13 protein-coding genes are annotated in these 15,803 nt (G+C 54.8%); 4 read left to right on the plus strand and 9 right to left on the minus strand.

Features of this window, described 5'->3' with window-relative positions; translation table 11 throughout:
- Nucleotides 1–124 precede the first annotated feature (124 nt).
- Entirely contained in the window at nucleotides 125–787 is a 663-nt protein-coding gene (gene exoX / locus B3B59_RS13000; RefSeq protein WP_207291958.1) for an exodeoxyribonuclease X, read from the plus strand.
- Here the strand turns inward: exoX and ptrB are convergent.
- The 3 genes from ptrB to yebF form a co-directional block, all read right to left on the minus strand.
- Entirely contained in the window at nucleotides 784–2,844 is a 2,061-nt protein-coding gene (gene ptrB, locus B3B59_RS13005; protein WP_286809208.1) for an oligopeptidase B, read from the minus strand. The two genes, exoX and ptrB, sit on opposite strands and share 4 nt — an antisense overlap.
- Before the next feature lie 89 nt (nucleotides 2,845–2,933).
- Nucleotides 2,934–3,584, minus strand: coding sequence for a tellurite resistance TerB family protein (locus B3B59_RS13010; RefSeq protein ID WP_207291960.1), 651 nt, complete (start codon nucleotides 3,582–3,584; stop codon nucleotides 2,934–2,936).
- Nucleotides 3,585–3,676: 92 nt separating this feature from the next.
- Nucleotides 3,677–4,024, minus strand: coding sequence for a protein YebF (gene yebF / locus B3B59_RS13015; RefSeq protein WP_286809211.1), 348 nt, complete (start codon nucleotides 4,022–4,024; stop codon nucleotides 3,677–3,679).
- 149 nt (nucleotides 4,025–4,173) lie between these two features.
- Between yebF and purT the strand changes: the two genes are divergently transcribed.
- Nucleotides 4,174–5,352 (plus strand): formate-dependent phosphoribosylglycinamide formyltransferase, encoded by a 1,179-nt coding sequence (gene purT, locus B3B59_RS13020; RefSeq protein WP_286809212.1) that lies wholly within the window; start codon nucleotides 4,174–4,176, stop codon nucleotides 5,350–5,352.
- Between the two features lie 44 nt (nucleotides 5,353–5,396).
- Here purT and kdgA read toward each other — a convergent pair whose 3' ends face one another.
- The 3 genes from kdgA to zwf form a co-directional block, all read right to left on the minus strand.
- Complete coding sequence (kdgA, locus tag B3B59_RS13025) at nucleotides 5,397–6,038, minus strand: bifunctional 4-hydroxy-2-oxoglutarate aldolase/2-dehydro-3-deoxy-phosphogluconate aldolase (protein ID WP_040075141.1); 642 nt, start codon at nucleotides 6,036–6,038, stop codon at nucleotides 5,397–5,399.
- Between the two features lie 39 nt (nucleotides 6,039–6,077).
- On the minus strand, nucleotides 6,078–7,889 hold the full coding sequence (edd, locus tag B3B59_RS13030; RefSeq protein ID WP_286809214.1) for a phosphogluconate dehydratase: 1,812 nt from the start codon (nucleotides 7,887–7,889) through the stop codon (nucleotides 6,078–6,080).
- A gap of 232 nt (nucleotides 7,890–8,121) precedes the next feature.
- The gene (zwf, locus tag B3B59_RS13035) at nucleotides 8,122–9,597 is read right to left on the minus strand and encodes a glucose-6-phosphate dehydrogenase (RefSeq protein ID WP_040075139.1); all 1,476 of its coding nucleotides are present in this window, start codon (nucleotides 9,595–9,597) and stop codon (nucleotides 8,122–8,124) included.
- Between the two features lie 360 nt (nucleotides 9,598–9,957).
- On the opposite strand from zwf, the gene B3B59_RS13040 reads away from it, so the two are divergent.
- Both B3B59_RS13040 and pyk read left to right on the plus strand, forming a co-directional pair.
- Complete coding sequence (locus tag B3B59_RS13040) at nucleotides 9,958–10,827, plus strand: MurR/RpiR family transcriptional regulator (protein WP_046885109.1); 870 nt, start codon at nucleotides 9,958–9,960, stop codon at nucleotides 10,825–10,827.
- Nucleotides 10,828–10,935: 108 nt separating this feature from the next.
- Nucleotides 10,936–12,378, plus strand: a complete 1,443-nt coding sequence (gene pyk / locus B3B59_RS13045; RefSeq protein WP_046885108.1) for a pyruvate kinase — start codon at nucleotides 10,936–10,938, stop codon at nucleotides 12,376–12,378.
- A gap of 46 nt (nucleotides 12,379–12,424) precedes the next feature.
- Here pyk and lpxM read toward each other — a convergent pair whose 3' ends face one another.
- From lpxM to znuA, 3 genes are all read right to left on the minus strand, one after another.
- On the minus strand, nucleotides 12,425–13,396 hold the full coding sequence (gene lpxM / locus B3B59_RS13050; RefSeq protein ID WP_286809215.1) for a lauroyl-Kdo(2)-lipid IV(A) myristoyltransferase: 972 nt from the start codon (nucleotides 13,394–13,396) through the stop codon (nucleotides 12,425–12,427).
- A gap of 118 nt (nucleotides 13,397–13,514) precedes the next feature.
- Nucleotides 13,515–14,834 (minus strand): murein DD-endopeptidase MepM, encoded by a 1,320-nt coding sequence (gene mepM, locus B3B59_RS13055; protein ID WP_046885107.1) that lies wholly within the window; start codon nucleotides 14,832–14,834, stop codon nucleotides 13,515–13,517.
- Between the two features lie 15 nt (nucleotides 14,835–14,849).
- Nucleotides 14,850–15,794 carry a zinc ABC transporter substrate-binding protein ZnuA gene (gene znuA, locus B3B59_RS13060; protein WP_046885106.1) on the minus strand — a complete coding sequence of 315 codons (945 nt, stop codon included), beginning with the start codon at nucleotides 15,792–15,794 and terminating at the stop codon, nucleotides 14,850–14,852.
- Nucleotides 15,795–15,803 lie beyond the last annotated feature (9 nt).

Genomic DNA, 15,803 nt, shown 5'->3' on the forward strand with positions numbered 1-15,803 from the left:
CCCTCTCTGGTCTGTTTTCCATAACAGAGCCACAGGTGATGCTCTGCCCCGCCGCTTTACGGCTCAGGGTTGGCAAGGGGATATCATTCCATTACGCTAAGCGTTTTAGGGCCAGGAGAGCGCCATGTTACGCGTCATCGATACCGAAACCTGCGATTTACAGGGTGGGATAGTAGAAGTGGCTTCTGTCGACGTTGTAAACGGACAGATCGTCAACCCCATGAGCCATCTGGTGCGTCCAGACCGGCCCATCAGCCCGCAGGCCATGGCAATCCATCGCATCACGGAGTCGATGGTAGCGGATAAGCCCTGGATTGAAGAGGTGATCCCGTTTTATCACGGCAGCCCGTGGTACGTAGCGCATAACGCCAGTTTTGACCGTCGCGTGTTACCGGAAATGCCCGGCGAGTGGATCTGCACCATGAAACTGGCGCGTCGCCTGTGGCCAGGTATTAAATACAGCAATATGGCGCTTTATAAATCCCGTAAGCTAAGCGTGAAAACGCCGGAAGGGTTACATCATCACCGGGCTTTATATGACTGCTATATTACGGCCGCATTGCTGATTGATATAATGAACACCACGGGCTGGACGCCGGACGAGATGGTCACCATTACCGGCCGCCCCGCCCTGTTAACCACCTTTACCTTTGGTAAATACCGTGGAAAACCGGTCGCAGAAGTGGCGGATAAAGATCCGGGCTATCTCCGCTGGTTATACAACAATCTGGATCGGATGAGCCCGGAACTGCGTCTGACCTTAAAACACTATCTTGGCGAAGCCTAATCGGCCTCCCGGCCTGTCAGCGTCCCCTGTGCCAGGCCGATAATGAAGGCATACTCCAGGGCTACCCCTTCGTACGATTTAAAGCGTCCCGATTTACCGCCATGTCCCGCGTCCATATCCGTACAGAGCAACAGCAGGTTATCGTCTGTCTTCAGCTCTCTCAGCTTCGCCACCCACTTAGCCGGCTCCCAGTATTGAACCTGAGAGTCGTGCAGCCCGGTAGTCACCAGCATATGCGGATAGGCCTTAGCCTCGACGTTGTCATAGGGGCTGTACTCTTTCATGTAACGGTAATAGGTTTCATCCTGCGGATTCCCCCACTCTTCAAATTCGCCAATCGTAAGGGGAATAGATTCATCCAGCATGGTGGTCAGCACATCAACAAACGGCACCTGCGCAACCACGCCTTTGAACAGTTCAGGGCGTTGATTAATCACGGTCCCCATTAACATACCGCCGGCGCTGCCGCCCATCGCAAAACACTGCTCCCGATCACCGTAGCCCTGAGCCAGCAGCCCTTCGCAGACGTCCAGATAGTCATTGAAAGTGTTTTTCTTCTTCAGGAATTTGCCATCTTCATACCAGTGCTGCCCGAGCTCACCGCCACCGCGTATATGAGCGATAGCATAGACAAAGCCGCGATCGAGCAGGCTTAAGCGGCTTCCGCTGAAGTCGGCGTCGATGCTGGAACCATACGAACCATAGCCGTAAATCAGGATGGGATTTTTACCGGGCTGGAAGTGCTGCTTATGGTAGACCAGCGATACCGGCACTTCACTGCCGTCGCGAGCCACTATCCAGACGTGTTCACTGCGGTAATTTTCAGCATTGAAGCCCTTAACTTCAGCCTGCTTAAGCACCTTGCGTTCCCCGGTATCCATATCCAGTTCAAACAAGGTGTCAGGCGTGGTCATCGATGAATAACCGTAACGCAGGCGTGAGGTCTCCGCCTCAGGGTTATAGCCGATCCAGGTCACATAGGCCGGATCGTCAAACGCAATACCGATCACCTCGCGAGTTTTGCGGTTGATCTGGCGAATACTGGTCAGCCCACGCTGGCGCTCCTCAACGACAAGCCAGTCGGTGAAAAGGGTAAAGCCTTCCAGCATCACCTGCTCCCGCGCCGGGATCAGCACCTCCCACTTACGCTCATCGCGTACCCGGGTTTTGTAGAGACCAAAGTTTTTCCCTTCCCGATTCGATCGCAAATAGAAGGTGTGCTGGAAATGGTCAAGGCTGTATTCATGATCCTTGCGTCGGGGCAGGAAGCAGAGCGGCTGCGCGTCGGGCAATTCGGCATCCAGCAGCAACACTTCTGTGGTGGTCGCGCTGGCCAGAAAGATAATGATGTAGTGCTTCGAGGTGGTTTTATGCAGGCTAACGTAAAAGGTTTCGTCTTTCTCTTCATACACCAGTTCGTCAGTGGCCGCAGGTGTACCGACGGTATGACGCCACACCTGATAAGGCAGCAGCGTTGTAGCATGTTTTTTAACGTAGTACACCGTTTCGGAATCGTTCGCCCAGACAAAATCTGGCGAGACATTATCCAGCATTTCCGGATACCAGTTACCGCTCTCCAGATTGCGAAAACGCAGGCCATACTGACGCCGTGAGAGGTAATCTTCTGCCAGAGCCATAATGGTGTTGTCTGGCGAGATGCCCATGCCACCCAGGGTGTAAAACTCGCTGTGCGCCGCACGCTTGTTGGCATCCAGCAGCGTTTCCCACTCTTCCCACTCAGCGCAAAGCACCGACTGACGCTGATAAATGGCGTACTCATTGCCCGGTTCATAGACGTGACGGTATCGGTAGCCGTTTCTGCTCCACGGCGCAGAGACATCCCGCTGCGGTACGCGTTCTACCATCTCGCTGAGAAGGCGATCTTGGAGCGCCTGTTGTGAGGCCATGACCTTACGGCCATAGTCATTCTCCTGGTGCAGGTAATCCAGCACTTCCGGTTGCGAACGATTATCGTCCCGCAACCAGTAGTAGTTGTCGATACGCGTATCACCGCGGGCGGTGATCGCGTGAGGAATACGGCGGGCTTTCGGTGGCATGACGATTTTATTCTTCTGCGATTAACACCCTATAAGGGTGGCAAATCACACGAATGATGCAAGCGAAACGCGCGGTCATGCACAAAAATTTATCCCGGTAGTGCCTGTTTCTGCTGCTTTATATCCTGTTCAATGCCCTCCCGAACCTCCTGCGGGATCTTTAAAGCATCGCCCAGCGCATTCAGATAGCTGCGCTCCATAAAATGGTCGATGTCGATGGCGGCACAGCTCAGAAAGTAGACCTCCAGCGCCTCTTCCTCGTTTTTGACCCCCTGGGCCAGGCGTGCGGGATCAAGAGGTTGTTCGATGGCGCGTGCGACCAGGGCCCGGCCCTGCTCTTCTACGCCTGCTTCACGCATCTGCTGCTCGATTGCGGCACGTTCGGTCGCATCAATATGTCCGTCGCTTTTTGCGGCAAACACCAGCGCAAGAATAAGGCGCTCACTGCGTTCATCGAGGGAGGATGACTGTTGACCAAACTGCGGCTCATCCTGATGCGCCCCTCGAATTTTGTCCTTATATTTATTCCACAGCACCGTACCAGCAACCGCTCCGCCCCCGGCCAATAACGCACCGGTGCCATATTTAGTCAGCAATTTTCGGGATGATTTATTAGCGACCAACAGGCCGGCAAGCCCGCCCAACGCGCCGGGTACCAGCAATTTACTCAGCCCTTCACCCGAGCCGTTCGATGACTTCTGACCCAACATAGACTGTATTTGATTCAACCAGTTCGACATGATTCCCCTCGCATTTTAGTTCATCAATTTCACAGCCTAAGCGAGGGGATGTCAGGAAATGTCTGCGGCATAAAAAGAAGCGAAAATTCATATTACTGCGCGACGTACTGCGCGCTGCCGGCTGCGCAATCAATTTTTACCTGATAATGAATATCGGCGCTCTTACCGCGCACCGTCAGCGGCACGGTCCAGTGGTTATCCTGACTTTTGACCTGTTGCGGATTGATCCAGGCGACCGGATCGGCCTGCCCCAGCTTCTGTTGATCGTCCGCCCAGCGGACAATACGATTTTGCAGGTAATCCCGTTTTACGCTGGCGGCGATACCTTCCGCATTTTGCCCTTCACAGGCAGGAAACTTCACCGTTTTCTCACTTTTTGCCTGCGCGCCGACGCTGGCGACCAGTAGCACGGCGACCATTACGACCCCTGTTTTGTTCATGCTCTTCTCCTGTGATTTAACACATTGACAAGCATGGACTAAAAACAGGGCTTTGCCAGTAACGCGCTGTAACAGAGGCAGATTCTGTAACAGAAGACAGACGCAAACGTTTTCGTTTATACTGTGCGCAACTTTTTCAGGGGGATGTTATGACTCGTTTAGGTACTGCGCTGCGTCCGGCAGCCACGCGTGTAATGCTGTTAGGCTCCGGTGAGCTGGGAAAAGAGGTCGCCATTGAGTGCCAGCGTCTGGGAATTGAAGTTATAGCGGTCGATCGTTATCCCGATGCGCCCGCCATGCACCTCGCGCATCGCTCGCACGTCATTAACATGCTCGACGGCGATGCCCTGCGCGCCCTGATTGCTAAAGAGAAACCGCATTTTGTGGTTCCCGAGATCGAAGCCATCGCGACCGACACCCTGCTGGCGCTTGAGGCCGAAGGCCAGCGCGTGGTGCCCTGCGCCCGCGCCGCGAAGTTGACCATGAACCGTGAGGGCATCCGTCGGCTGGCCGCCGAAGAGCTGGCGATCCCCACCTCCAGCTACCGTTTTGCCGACAGCAAAGAGGCCTTTTTACAGGCGGTGAACGAGATTGGCTACCCGTGCATCATTAAGCCCGTGATGAGCTCTTCTGGCAAAGGCCAAAGCTTTATCCGTACGTCTGAACAGCTCGATGCGGCCTGGGATTACGCGCAACAGGGTGGTCGCGCGGGAGCCGGACGGGTGATTGTTGAGGGCGTTGTGAAGTTTGATTTTGAAATCACGCTGCTTACCGTCAGCGCCGTCGACGGGGTGCACTTCTGCGATCCTATTGGTCACCGTCAGGAAGATGGCGATTACCGCGAGTCCTGGCAGCCACAGCAGATGAGTCCTCTGGCGCTGGAGCGCGCGCAGGAGATCGCCCGCAAAACCGTCTTAGCCCTGGGCGGTTATGGTCTGTTTGGCGTGGAGCTGTTTGTCTGCGGCGATGAGGTGATCTTTAGCGAGGTCTCCCCTCGCCCGCATGATACCGGCATGGTGACCCTGATATCGCAAGATCTGTCCGAGTTTGCGCTGCACGTGCGTGCTTTCCTCGGCCTGCCGGTGGGCGGAATTCGTCAGTACGGCCCGGCGGCATCGGCGGTGATTTTGCCTCAGCTTACCAGCCAGAATGTCATTTTCGACCATCTCGACGACGCGGTCGGTGCCGGTTTGCAGCTTCGTCTGTTCGGCAAGCCCGACATCGACGGATCCCGTCGCCTGGGGGTGGCGCTGGCGACCGGCGAGACCCTTGACGACGCGGTTACACGGGCTAAAGCCGCTGCCAGCGCGGTGAAAGTGGAAGGATAAAAAAAACGGGCCTGATGGCCCGTTTTTTTATGCTCTGACAGCGATTACTGCTGCGCACCCTCAACGGCTTCGCGCGCCAGTTTGGTGATACGATCCCAGTCACCCGCTTCCAGTGCATCAGCAGGAACCAGCCAGGAGCCACCGATACAAAGCACGCTTTTCAGCGCCAGGTAGTCACGGTAGTTGGCTGGAGAGATACCGCCGGTTGGGCAGAAACGAACCTGAGAGAATGGACCCGCAATTGCCTGCAGCGCTTTGGTGCCGCCGTTCGCTTCCGCCGGGAAGAATTTGAACTCTTTCAGACCGTAGTCCATGCCCAGCATCAGCTCGGAGACGGTGCTGATCCCAGGAATCAGAGGAATAGTGCCTTCGGTTGCTGCTTTCAGCAGCGGCTCAGTCAGGCCCGGGCTGATAGCAAACTGCGCACCGGCTTCGGTGACGTCGGCCAGTTGCTGCGGGTTCAGTACGGTACCTGCGCCAATGATCGCCTCGGGCACTTCTTTCGCAATGGCACGGATAGCATCCATCGCGCATGCGGTACGCAGGGTCACTTCCAGCACACGTACGCCGCCAGCGACCAGGGCTTTCGCCATCGGTACCGCATGTTCCAGCTTGTTCACCACAATTACCGGCACAACCGGGCCCGTTTTCAGGATTGCTTCTGCACTTGTTTTCCAGTTTTTCATCAGAGTTTTTCTCTCGCCAGATCGATAATTCTTGTCGTCTTAAAACGTAATACAGGTCGCGCCCTGCTCCGCGCCGGAGAGTTTCTCGCGCAGCGCGCTGAACATTTCGCGCCCTGTGCCCACGCGCGATGCGCTCAGGTCAGGAATATGCGGCTTGCGTGCGGCAAGCACGTCTTCATCCACCAATAAGGTCAACTCACCGTTCTGGCCGTTTACGCGGATGATGTCGCCATCGTAAACCTTCGCCAACAGACCACCGTCATACGCTTCCGGGGTGACGTGGATAGCTGAAGGCACTTTACCTGATGCGCCGGAGAGGCGTCCATCGGTTACTAACGCAATTTTGAAACAGCGGTCCAATAATACACCAAGTGGCGGCATAAGTTTATGTAATTCTGGCATCCCGTTCGCCTTTGGCCCCTGATGACGTACCACCACCACGCAGTCTCTATCCAGCAGACCTGCCTCGAAAGCAGGCAATACATCATGCTGGCTTTCAAAGACCACCGCGGGGGCTTCTATGATCTGGTTTTCTACCGGCACCGCAGAGGTTTTCATCACCGCCCGGCCCAGATTCCCACTCAGCACTTTAGTACCGCCGTGGAGAGAGAACGGTTTTTCGATGGTGGCAATGACGTTTTCATCCAGCGACGCGGTTGCGCCGTCGCGCCAGTCCAGCTCGCCATTATTCAGCCAGGGCTCCAGGGTGTAGCGCGTCAGGCCAAAGCCTGCCACGGTGTTGACGTCTTCATGCAGCAGGCCACCTTTCAGCAGCTCACGCATTAGCACCGGTACGCCGCCCGCGGCCTGGAAGTGGTTAATATCTGCCGGGCCGTTCGGGTAGAGGCGAGCCATCAGCGGCACCACTTCAGAGAGTTCGGAGAAGTCATCCCAGTTAATCAGGATACCTGCCGCCCGCGCCATCGCCACCAGGTGCATGGTGTGGTTGGTGGAGCCACCGGTTGCCAGCAGGGCTACGATCCCGTTCACCACCACTTTTTCATCGACCATTTTGCCCATCGGCATCCATTCGTTGCCGTTGCCGGTAAGACGCGTCACCTGACGGGCGGCGGCTTCAGTCAGAGCCTGCCGCAGAGGCGCATCCGGTTGAATGAAAGATGAGCCCGGAAGCTGCATACCCATGAACTCCACCACCATCTGGTTGGTGTTGGCGGTACCGTAGAAAGTGCAGGTTCCCGGTGCATGGTAGGAGGCCGCTTCCGCCTCCAGCAGCGCGGCACGATCGGCTTTGCCTTCTGCGTAGAGCTGACGGACGCGGACTTTTTCTTTATTAGGTAAGCCGCTGGCCATCGGGCCTGATGGCACGAAGATTGCCGGAAGGTGACCAAAAGAGAGCGCCGCCATCACCAGGCCCGGGACAATTTTATCGCACACGCCCAGATAGAGCGCGCCATCAAACATATTATGAGACAACCCTACCGCGGCGGACATGGCAATGACTTCACGGCTCAGTAGCGACAGTTCCATACCGTCCTGCCCCTGGGTTACACCATCACACATAGCCGGAACTCCGCCCGCAACCTGCCCCACCGCATTGGCGCTGTGCAGGGCTTTGCGAATGATATCCGGGTAGCGCTCGTAAGGCTGGTGAGCCGAGAGCATGTCGTTATAGGAGGTGATAATCGCGATATTGTTACGCAGCATGCTCTTCAGCGAGGCTTTGTCTTCCGGCTGGCAGGCGGCAAAGCCGTGGGCCAGGTTGCCGCAGGCTAACTGCGAACGGTGTACCGTGTCACGCTTCGCCTGCTGGATGCGCGCGAGGTAGTCTGAACGGGTCTGTTTTGAGCGCTCAGCAATGCGTTGTGTTACCCGTAACAATGTCGGATTCATAGATGCTCCTCAATATTAATCTGTCCAGGCTCAGGGATTAACAAAGTGTTTCGCACTCTATAACATCGCGGAAACGCTTTATTGCCGGAGCTCAGGGGCAAAATCGCTTCCGGCAGTGTAATAAAAAAAGCTCCGCGGGGAAATCCACGCGGAGCTTAAATGATTAAAAATTACACCGGGCCTGAGTTAGATCATGTTACCGGTAAAATAACCCTCAAGGATTATCCTGACCTTACTCAAATTCGTTCCAGGAACGGCCATCGCGCGTGATCATCGCCACAGAAGCGACCGGACCCCAGGTGCCCGCCTGATAAGGCTTCGGCGCGTCCTGATCGGCAGCCCAGGCTTCGGTGATGGAGTCGACCCACTTCCAGGCCTCTTCCACTTCATCGCGACGCACGAACAGCGCCTGGATACCCCGCATGGTTTCCAGCAGCAGACGCTCGTAAGCATCGGCCAGATGAGTTTCGTTGAAGGTTTCGGAGTAGCTCAGATCCAGCTTGGTAGTCTGCAGGTTGTGTTTGTGATCCAGACCCGGCACTTTGTTCAGAACCTGGATATCCACGCCTTCGTCCGGCTGCAGACGGATGGTCAGCTTGTTCTGCGGCAACTCCTGCCAGGACTCTTTAAACAGGTTCAGCTCTGGGTTCTTGAAGTAAACCACCACTTCAGAACATTTGGTCGGCAGACGCTTACCGGTACGCAGGTAGAATGGCACACCCGCCCAACGCCAGTTATCGATATCAACGCGGATCGCCACAAAGGTTTCGGTATTGCTGGATTTGTTGGCACCCTCTTCTTCCAGGTAGCCCGGCACTTTTTTACCCTGCGCAAAGCCTGCAGTGTACTGACCGCGTACGGTCTTCTCACGCACATTCGAGCGATCGATACGGCGCAGGGACTTCAGCACTTTCACTTTCTCGTCGCGAATATTGTCAGCAGAGAGATCGGACGGCGGCGACATGGCGATCATGCACAGAATTTGCAGCAGGTGGTTCTGGATCATGTCACGCATCTGACCAGCCTGGTCAAAGTAACCCCAGCGGCCTTCGATACCCACCTCTTCCGCCACGGTGATTTCCACGTGATCGATGGTGCGGTTATCCCAGTTGTTCGCAAACAGTGAGTTGGCAAAACGCAGCGCCAGAAGGTTCAGAACCGTCTCTTTACCCAGATAGTGGTCAATACGGTATACCTGACACTCTTCGAAATATTCGCCTACCTGGTCGTTAATTTCGCGGGAGGTATCCAGCGACGTACCCAGGGGTTTCTCCATCACAACGCGTGCTGGTTTGGCGTTCAGCTTCGCTTCGCCCAGCCCTTTGCAGATTGCACCAAAGGTGCTTGGCGGCATGGCAAAGTAGTTGATGGTAACGCGGTTTTGCTGGTCCAGCATCTCGCCCAGGCGGGTAAAGGATGCCGTGTCATTCACGTCCAGGTTGCAGAAATCAAGACGTCCGCTCAGCGTATCCCACAAACTTTCATCGATCTTCTCCTTCATGAAAGTTTCCAGCGCTTCGCGAACGACCCTGGTGTACTCCTCTTTATCCCAGTCCGCGCGACCGACGCCCAGGATACGGGTTTCCGGATGGATCTGGCCCGCTTTTTCCAGTTGATACAGGGAAGGCAGCAATTTACGGCGTGCAAGATCGCCTTTCGCGCCGAAAATGACCAGGTCACATGCCTGGGCTGTTTGCGTTACCGCCATGTCATTCTCCTCAGTTGGATATGCTGGTGCTTTTGCCAGCATATCGTTGTAATTTTATTACAATGCACTGTACTGCTTTTACGTCATTCCCGAAACCATTAGCGCTTAACGACGCGTGCGATACGCTGTTTTTTCATCGCCTGGGCACATGCAGCACGGTAACGACTTATGAAACCGTTTAAAAATCGTCCTGGCTGCGGGAGGCTAAAACCCGACAGCGATCAAGTAATGAAAAAAAACAACAACATTTCTCAGCACGATTTGCCTTTTCCGGAAGTCACAGGCGTATATTCTTGCTAATTAGATCCATGATTTCACGTATTAATGAAATCGCTTCCACCCATGGGCGCCTTGTTAACAATGAACATGCTGGAAAAAATCCAGTTCCAACTGGAACACCTTAGCAAATCCGAGCGAAAAGTGGCTGAAGTCATTCTCGCCTCCCCCGCTCAGGCCATACACTCAAGCATTGCGGCACTGGCGCAGGGATCCGGGGTCAGTGAACCGACCGTCAACCGTTTCTGCCGCAGCATGGACACTCGCGGCTTTCCTGATTTTAAACTGCATCTGGCTCAGAGTCTTGCTAACGGCACACCTTATGTAAATCGTAATGTCGATGAAGACGATAGCGTGGAAGCTTATACCGCAAAAATCTTTGAGTCGGCTATGGCAACGCTCGACCAGGTGCGCCAGTCACTGGATATGACGTCGGTAAACCGCGCTGTAGACCTGCTCACCCAGGCGAAGAAAATCGCATTTTTTGGGCTCGGCTCATCCGCTGCGGTGGCACACGATGCCATGAACAAATTTTTCCGCTTCAACGTGCCTGTTATCTATTCCGACGACATCGTGTTACAACGCATGAGCTGTATGAATTGTAACGAAGATGACGTGGTGGTGTTAATCTCGCACACCGGTCGCACTAAGAGCCTGGTTGAACTGGCGCAACTCGCGCGCGAAAATGATGCCATGGTCATTGCTCTGACCACCGTTGGGACACCGCTGGCGCGGGAAGCCACCCTGGCGATCACCCTCGACGTCCCCGAAGATACCGACATTTATATGCCGATGGTCTCCCGTCTGGCGCAGTTAACGGTGATCGACGTTCTGGCTACCGGTTTTACCCTGCGTCGCGGTGCGAAATTCAGAGATAACTTGAAGCGGGTCAAAGAAGCGCTCAAGGAATCGCGTTTTGATAAAGAGTTACTTATAAAGGGTGATATGCCCTAATCGTTAAAACAAGGTTGTTACTTTTTTCGCTATTCGGTAAGTTTCTGCACAGAGCGCCGAATCAATGTTCACGCAACACCAAAGTTGTTTCAGTCAACGGAGTATTACATGTCCAGAAGGCTTCGCAGAACCAAGATCGTTACCACTTTAGGCCCAGCCACCGACCGCGATAATAATCTCGAGAAAATCATTGCTGCAGGTGCCAACGTGGTACGTATGAACTTCTCACACGGCACGCCAGAAGATCATAAACTTCGTGCGGACAAAGTCCGCGAGATCGCGGCTAAACTGGGACGTCATGTCGCCATCCTTGGCGATCTTCAGGGACCGAAAATTCGCGTTTCGACCTTTAAAGAAGGCAAAGTTTTCCTCAATATCGGCGATAAATTCCTGCTCGACGCCAACCTGGGTAAAGGCGAAGGCGACAAAGAGAAAGTGGGTATCGACTATAAAGGTCTGCCTGCTGATGTGGTACCGGGCGATATTCTGTTGCTCGACGATGGACGCGTTCAGCTGAAAGTGCTGGAAGTCCAGGGAATGCGCGTCTTCACCGAAGTGACCGTTGGCGGCCCGCTTTCTAACAACAAAGGGATCAACAAACTGGGCGGCGGCCTCTCTGCCGAAGCGCTGACCGAAAAAGACAAGGCCGATATTCTTACCGCGGCCCAGATCGGCGTGGATTACCTGGCCGTCTCCTTCCCGCGCTGCGGCGAAGATCTGAACTATGCTCGCCGTCTGGCGCGCGATGCCGGCTGCGATGCGAAAATCGTCGCAAAAGTTGAGCGTGCTGAAGCGGTCTGCAGCCAGGATGCGATGGATGACATCATTCTGGCCTCTGACGTGGTGATGGTGGCACGTGGTGACCTGGGCGTGGAAATTGGCGACCCGGAACTGGTCGGTATCCAGAAAGCGCTCATCCGCCGCGCCCGTCAGCTGAACCGCTCCGTGATCACCGCGACGCAGATGATGGAGTCGATGATCACCAACCCTATGCCAACCCGTGCGGAAGTCATGGACGTCGCCAACGCCGTGCTGGATGGCACCGATGCGGTCATGCTCTCTGCCGAGACGGCGGCGGGTCAGTATCCGGCTGAAACCGTAGCGGCCATGGCGCGCGTCTGTCTGGGTGCAGAAAAGATCCCAAGCATTAACGTCTCAAAACACCGTCTGGACATTCAGTTCGACAATGTGGAAGAGGCGATTGCAATGTCCGCGATGTACGCCGCCAACCACCTGAAAGGCGTAACCGCCATCATTACCATGACCGAATCTGGCCGTACCGCGCTGATGACATCCCGTATCAGCTCTGGTCTGCCCATCTTCGCCATGTCTCGCCATGAACGTACCCTGAATCTCACCGCACTCTATCGCGGTGTAACCCCGGTCTACTTCGACAGCAATAATGACGGCGTCGCCGCAGCTAACGATGCCGTTAATCTGCTGCGTGACAAAGGCTACCTGGTTTCCGGCGATATCGTTATTGTGACCCAGGGTGATGTGATGAGCACCATCGGCTCAACCAACACCACGCGCGTCATGACCGTCGAGTAATCTGTCGCGTTATCGTGATCTAAAAAAGCCCCTGACGGGGCTTTTTTTATTTCTTGCGATAGAGGTCGCTACGTTTGTAGGGCTGTATCTCCCCCGGCTTACGCGTCTTCAGCAACTTAAGGATCCAGGTATACTGCTCCAGATGCGGTCCCACCAGCAGTTCAACCTCTTCATTCATCCGGCGGGCGATGGTGTGATCGTCAGCGGTCATCAGGTCGTCCATCGGCGGGCGCACTTCTATAGTCAGACGGTGGGTCTTGCCATCGTAAATAGGGAACAGCGGCACCACGCGCGCGCGACATACTTTCATCAGGCGGCCAATTGCCGGTAACGTAGCTTTATAGGTCGCAAAGAAATCGACGAACTCGCTGTGCTCAGGGCCGTGGTCCTGATCGGGAAGATAGTATCCCCAGTAGCCCTGACGCACGGACTGAATGAAAGGTTTGATACCATCGTTACGAGCATGCAGACGCCCGCCAAAGCGGCGTCGGACGCTGTTCCAGACGTAATCAAAGACCTTGTTTCCCTGATTGTGGAACATCGCCGCCATCTTCTGCCCCTGGGATGCCATCAGCATCGCAGGAATATCGACGCCCCAGCCGTGCGGCACCAGAAAGATGACCTTTTCGTCATGACGACGCAGCTCGTCGATAATCTCCAGCCCTTTCCAGTCAACGCGCTTTTCCAGCTTTTTTGGGCCGCGCATCGCCAGCTCTGCCATCATCGCCATCGCCTGCGGAGCAGTCGTGAACATGTCGTCAATGAGGGCTTCACGCTCTGCTTCACTCTTTTCGGGGAAGCAGTAGAGCAAGTTAATCTGCGCGCGACGACGCGCGCTTTTACCAAACTTTCCCGCCAGACGCCCTACCGCTCCCAATAGCGGATCGCGAAACGCGGCCGGAGTCAGCGCCAGGCCCGCAAATGCAAAAACACCGATCCAGGCGCCCCAGTGGCGCGGATGGCGAAAGTCTTTCTCAAACTCAGGAATGTATTCAATATTGTTTTTTCTGGTTTCCATGCTTTTTCCAGTGGCGGGTGACGCTGAAAAGAATAATGAGATAGTTTAGCGAGGCAGTGCGTAACGCACAAAAGAAAAAGCCGGCACAGTCACTGTACCGGCTTTGTCAGCAGAGAAATTAATCGATGCTGAGTTGTGGCAGCACCTGTTTCACCTGCGCCAGGTAATCGGTGCGGTCTTTACCGGTCAACCCTTCGGTACGCGGCAGTTTCGCCGTTAATGGGTTAACCGCCTGCTGGTTGATCCACACTTCATAGTGCAGGTGCGGGCCAGTAGAACGACCCGTGTTACCAGAGAGCGCAATACGGTCACCGCGCTTCACTTTCTGGCCGGGTTTCACCAGCAGTTTACGCAGGTGCATATAGCGGGTGGTATAAGTACGACCATGACGCACTGCCACGTAGTACCCTGCTGCACCGCTACGTTTAGCGATCACCACTTCGCCATCACCGACTGACAGCACAGGCGTGCCCTGCGGCATCGCGAAATCAACGCCACGGTGCGGCGCAATACGCCCAGTTACAGGGTTCAGACGGCGTGGATTAAAGTTAGAGGAGACGCGGAACTGTTTAGCGGTCGGGAAACGCAGGAAGCCTTTCGCCAGTCCGGTACCGTTGCGGTCATAGAATTTGCCATCTTCTGCGCGGACAGCATAATAATCTTTCCCATCTGAACGCAGTCGGACACCTAAAAGCTGGCTCTGCTCACGTTTACCGTCCAGCATTTCGCGGGACATCAATACCGAGAACGCATCGCCTTTTTTCAGTTTGCGGAAGTCCATCTGCCACTGCATGGCTTTGATCACCGAGCTGATTTCACCGCTCGTCAGGCCGGCATCACGGGCGCTGGCAACAAAGCTGCCGCCCACGGTGCCTTTAATGGCGCTATTCACCCATTCACCCTGCTGCATCTCACTGCTCATCTTGAAACCGTTTGCAGTACGATCGTAGGTGCGGGTTTCACGACGGGACATTTCCCAGGTCAGGCGTTGTAAATCACCGTTGTCGGTCAGTGTCCAGGAGAGTTGCTGGCCAATTTTCAGGTTACGCAACTCTTTATCGGAGGCAGCAAGCTGGCTGATTTCGCCCATCTCAATGCCATACTGATTAAGAATGCTGCTTAAGGTATCGCCGGTCGAAACGACGTATTCATGGACACCGGCTTCGTTTGCGGTTTTGTCATCGAGCTCATCCTGCGGGATGGCTTCCTCTTCCTGGGGGGCCTGGTCAATAGGCTCACTCGCTTCCGGCAGCAAAGAACGAATTTCACTTCGTTCAAGCTCAATGGTTTTAACGATAGGTGTCGAAACCGGGTGGTAAACGTAGGGTCGCCAGACGGCGACCGCTAAGGTAAGAACGGTAAGCGACCCCAGCATGACGCGGTGGGGCCGGGGCAAATTATTAAATGCCAGGGCGACAGAGCGGGCTATCTGTTGCACGTATTCACTTCCTCGTTAATCTCCTTTCAGGCAGCTCGCATACTGGTTCGCCAGTTGGCTGAGGAACTGCGAATAGCTCGCTTTGCTCAACTGGATATTCGTTCCTAGCGGGTCAAGGGTGCCCATGCGCACGGATGTTCCCCTTGCCACGGCTTCAACGACCGCTGGCCTGAACTGTGGCTCAGCAAAAACGCAGGTCGCTTTTTGCTCAACCAACTGTGTTCTGATTTCATGTAAACGCTGCGCACCGGGCTGAATGACAGGATTCACGGTAAAATGGCCAAGCGGCGTGAGACCGTAATGTTTTTCGTAATAGCCATAGGCGTCATGAAAAACGAAATATCCTTTACCTTTCAATGGTGCGAGCTCGGTACCTACCTGCTTATCGGTTGCGGCAAGCTGTGCCTCAAAATCCTTCAGGTTGGCGTCTAGTTTGGCTCGACTTTGCGGCATAAGTTCCACTAATTTTTCGTGGATTGCAACCGCAGACAACCGCGCTATCTCGGGTGACAGCCACAGGTGCATGTTGTACTCGCCATGATGGTGATGTGCATCACTATTTTCATCGTCACCCTCGCCGTGACCATGATCATGATCGTGGTCCTCTGCCCCTTTCATGAGCAGCGGTTTAACACCAGACAGATCGGCGATGGCAACCTGATTCGCCGCAGGGACCTGTTTGGCAGACTTCTGCATGAAAGCTTCCATCTCAGGGCCAATCCACACAACTAAGTCCGCGTTTTGTAAGCGTTTTACATCAGATGGGCGTAAGGAGTAATCGTGTTCGGAAGCGCCATCCGGCAGTAAAACCTCGGTCTCGGTCACGCCATCGGCAATGGCGGAGGCGATAAAACCGAGTGGTTTAAGCGAAGCGACAACGGCGGCGTTAACATCTTGTGCTGCGGAACCCCACAGCGCAGCGGATAATGCTGCGAAAAGAAGCGTATTTTTATGTAACATAATGCGACT

Origin of the sequence: Leclercia sp. UBA2479, assembly GCF_002341985.1 — a bacterium.
GTDB classification, from domain to species: Bacteria; Pseudomonadota; Gammaproteobacteria; order Enterobacterales; family Enterobacteriaceae; genus Enterobacter; species Enterobacter pneumoniae.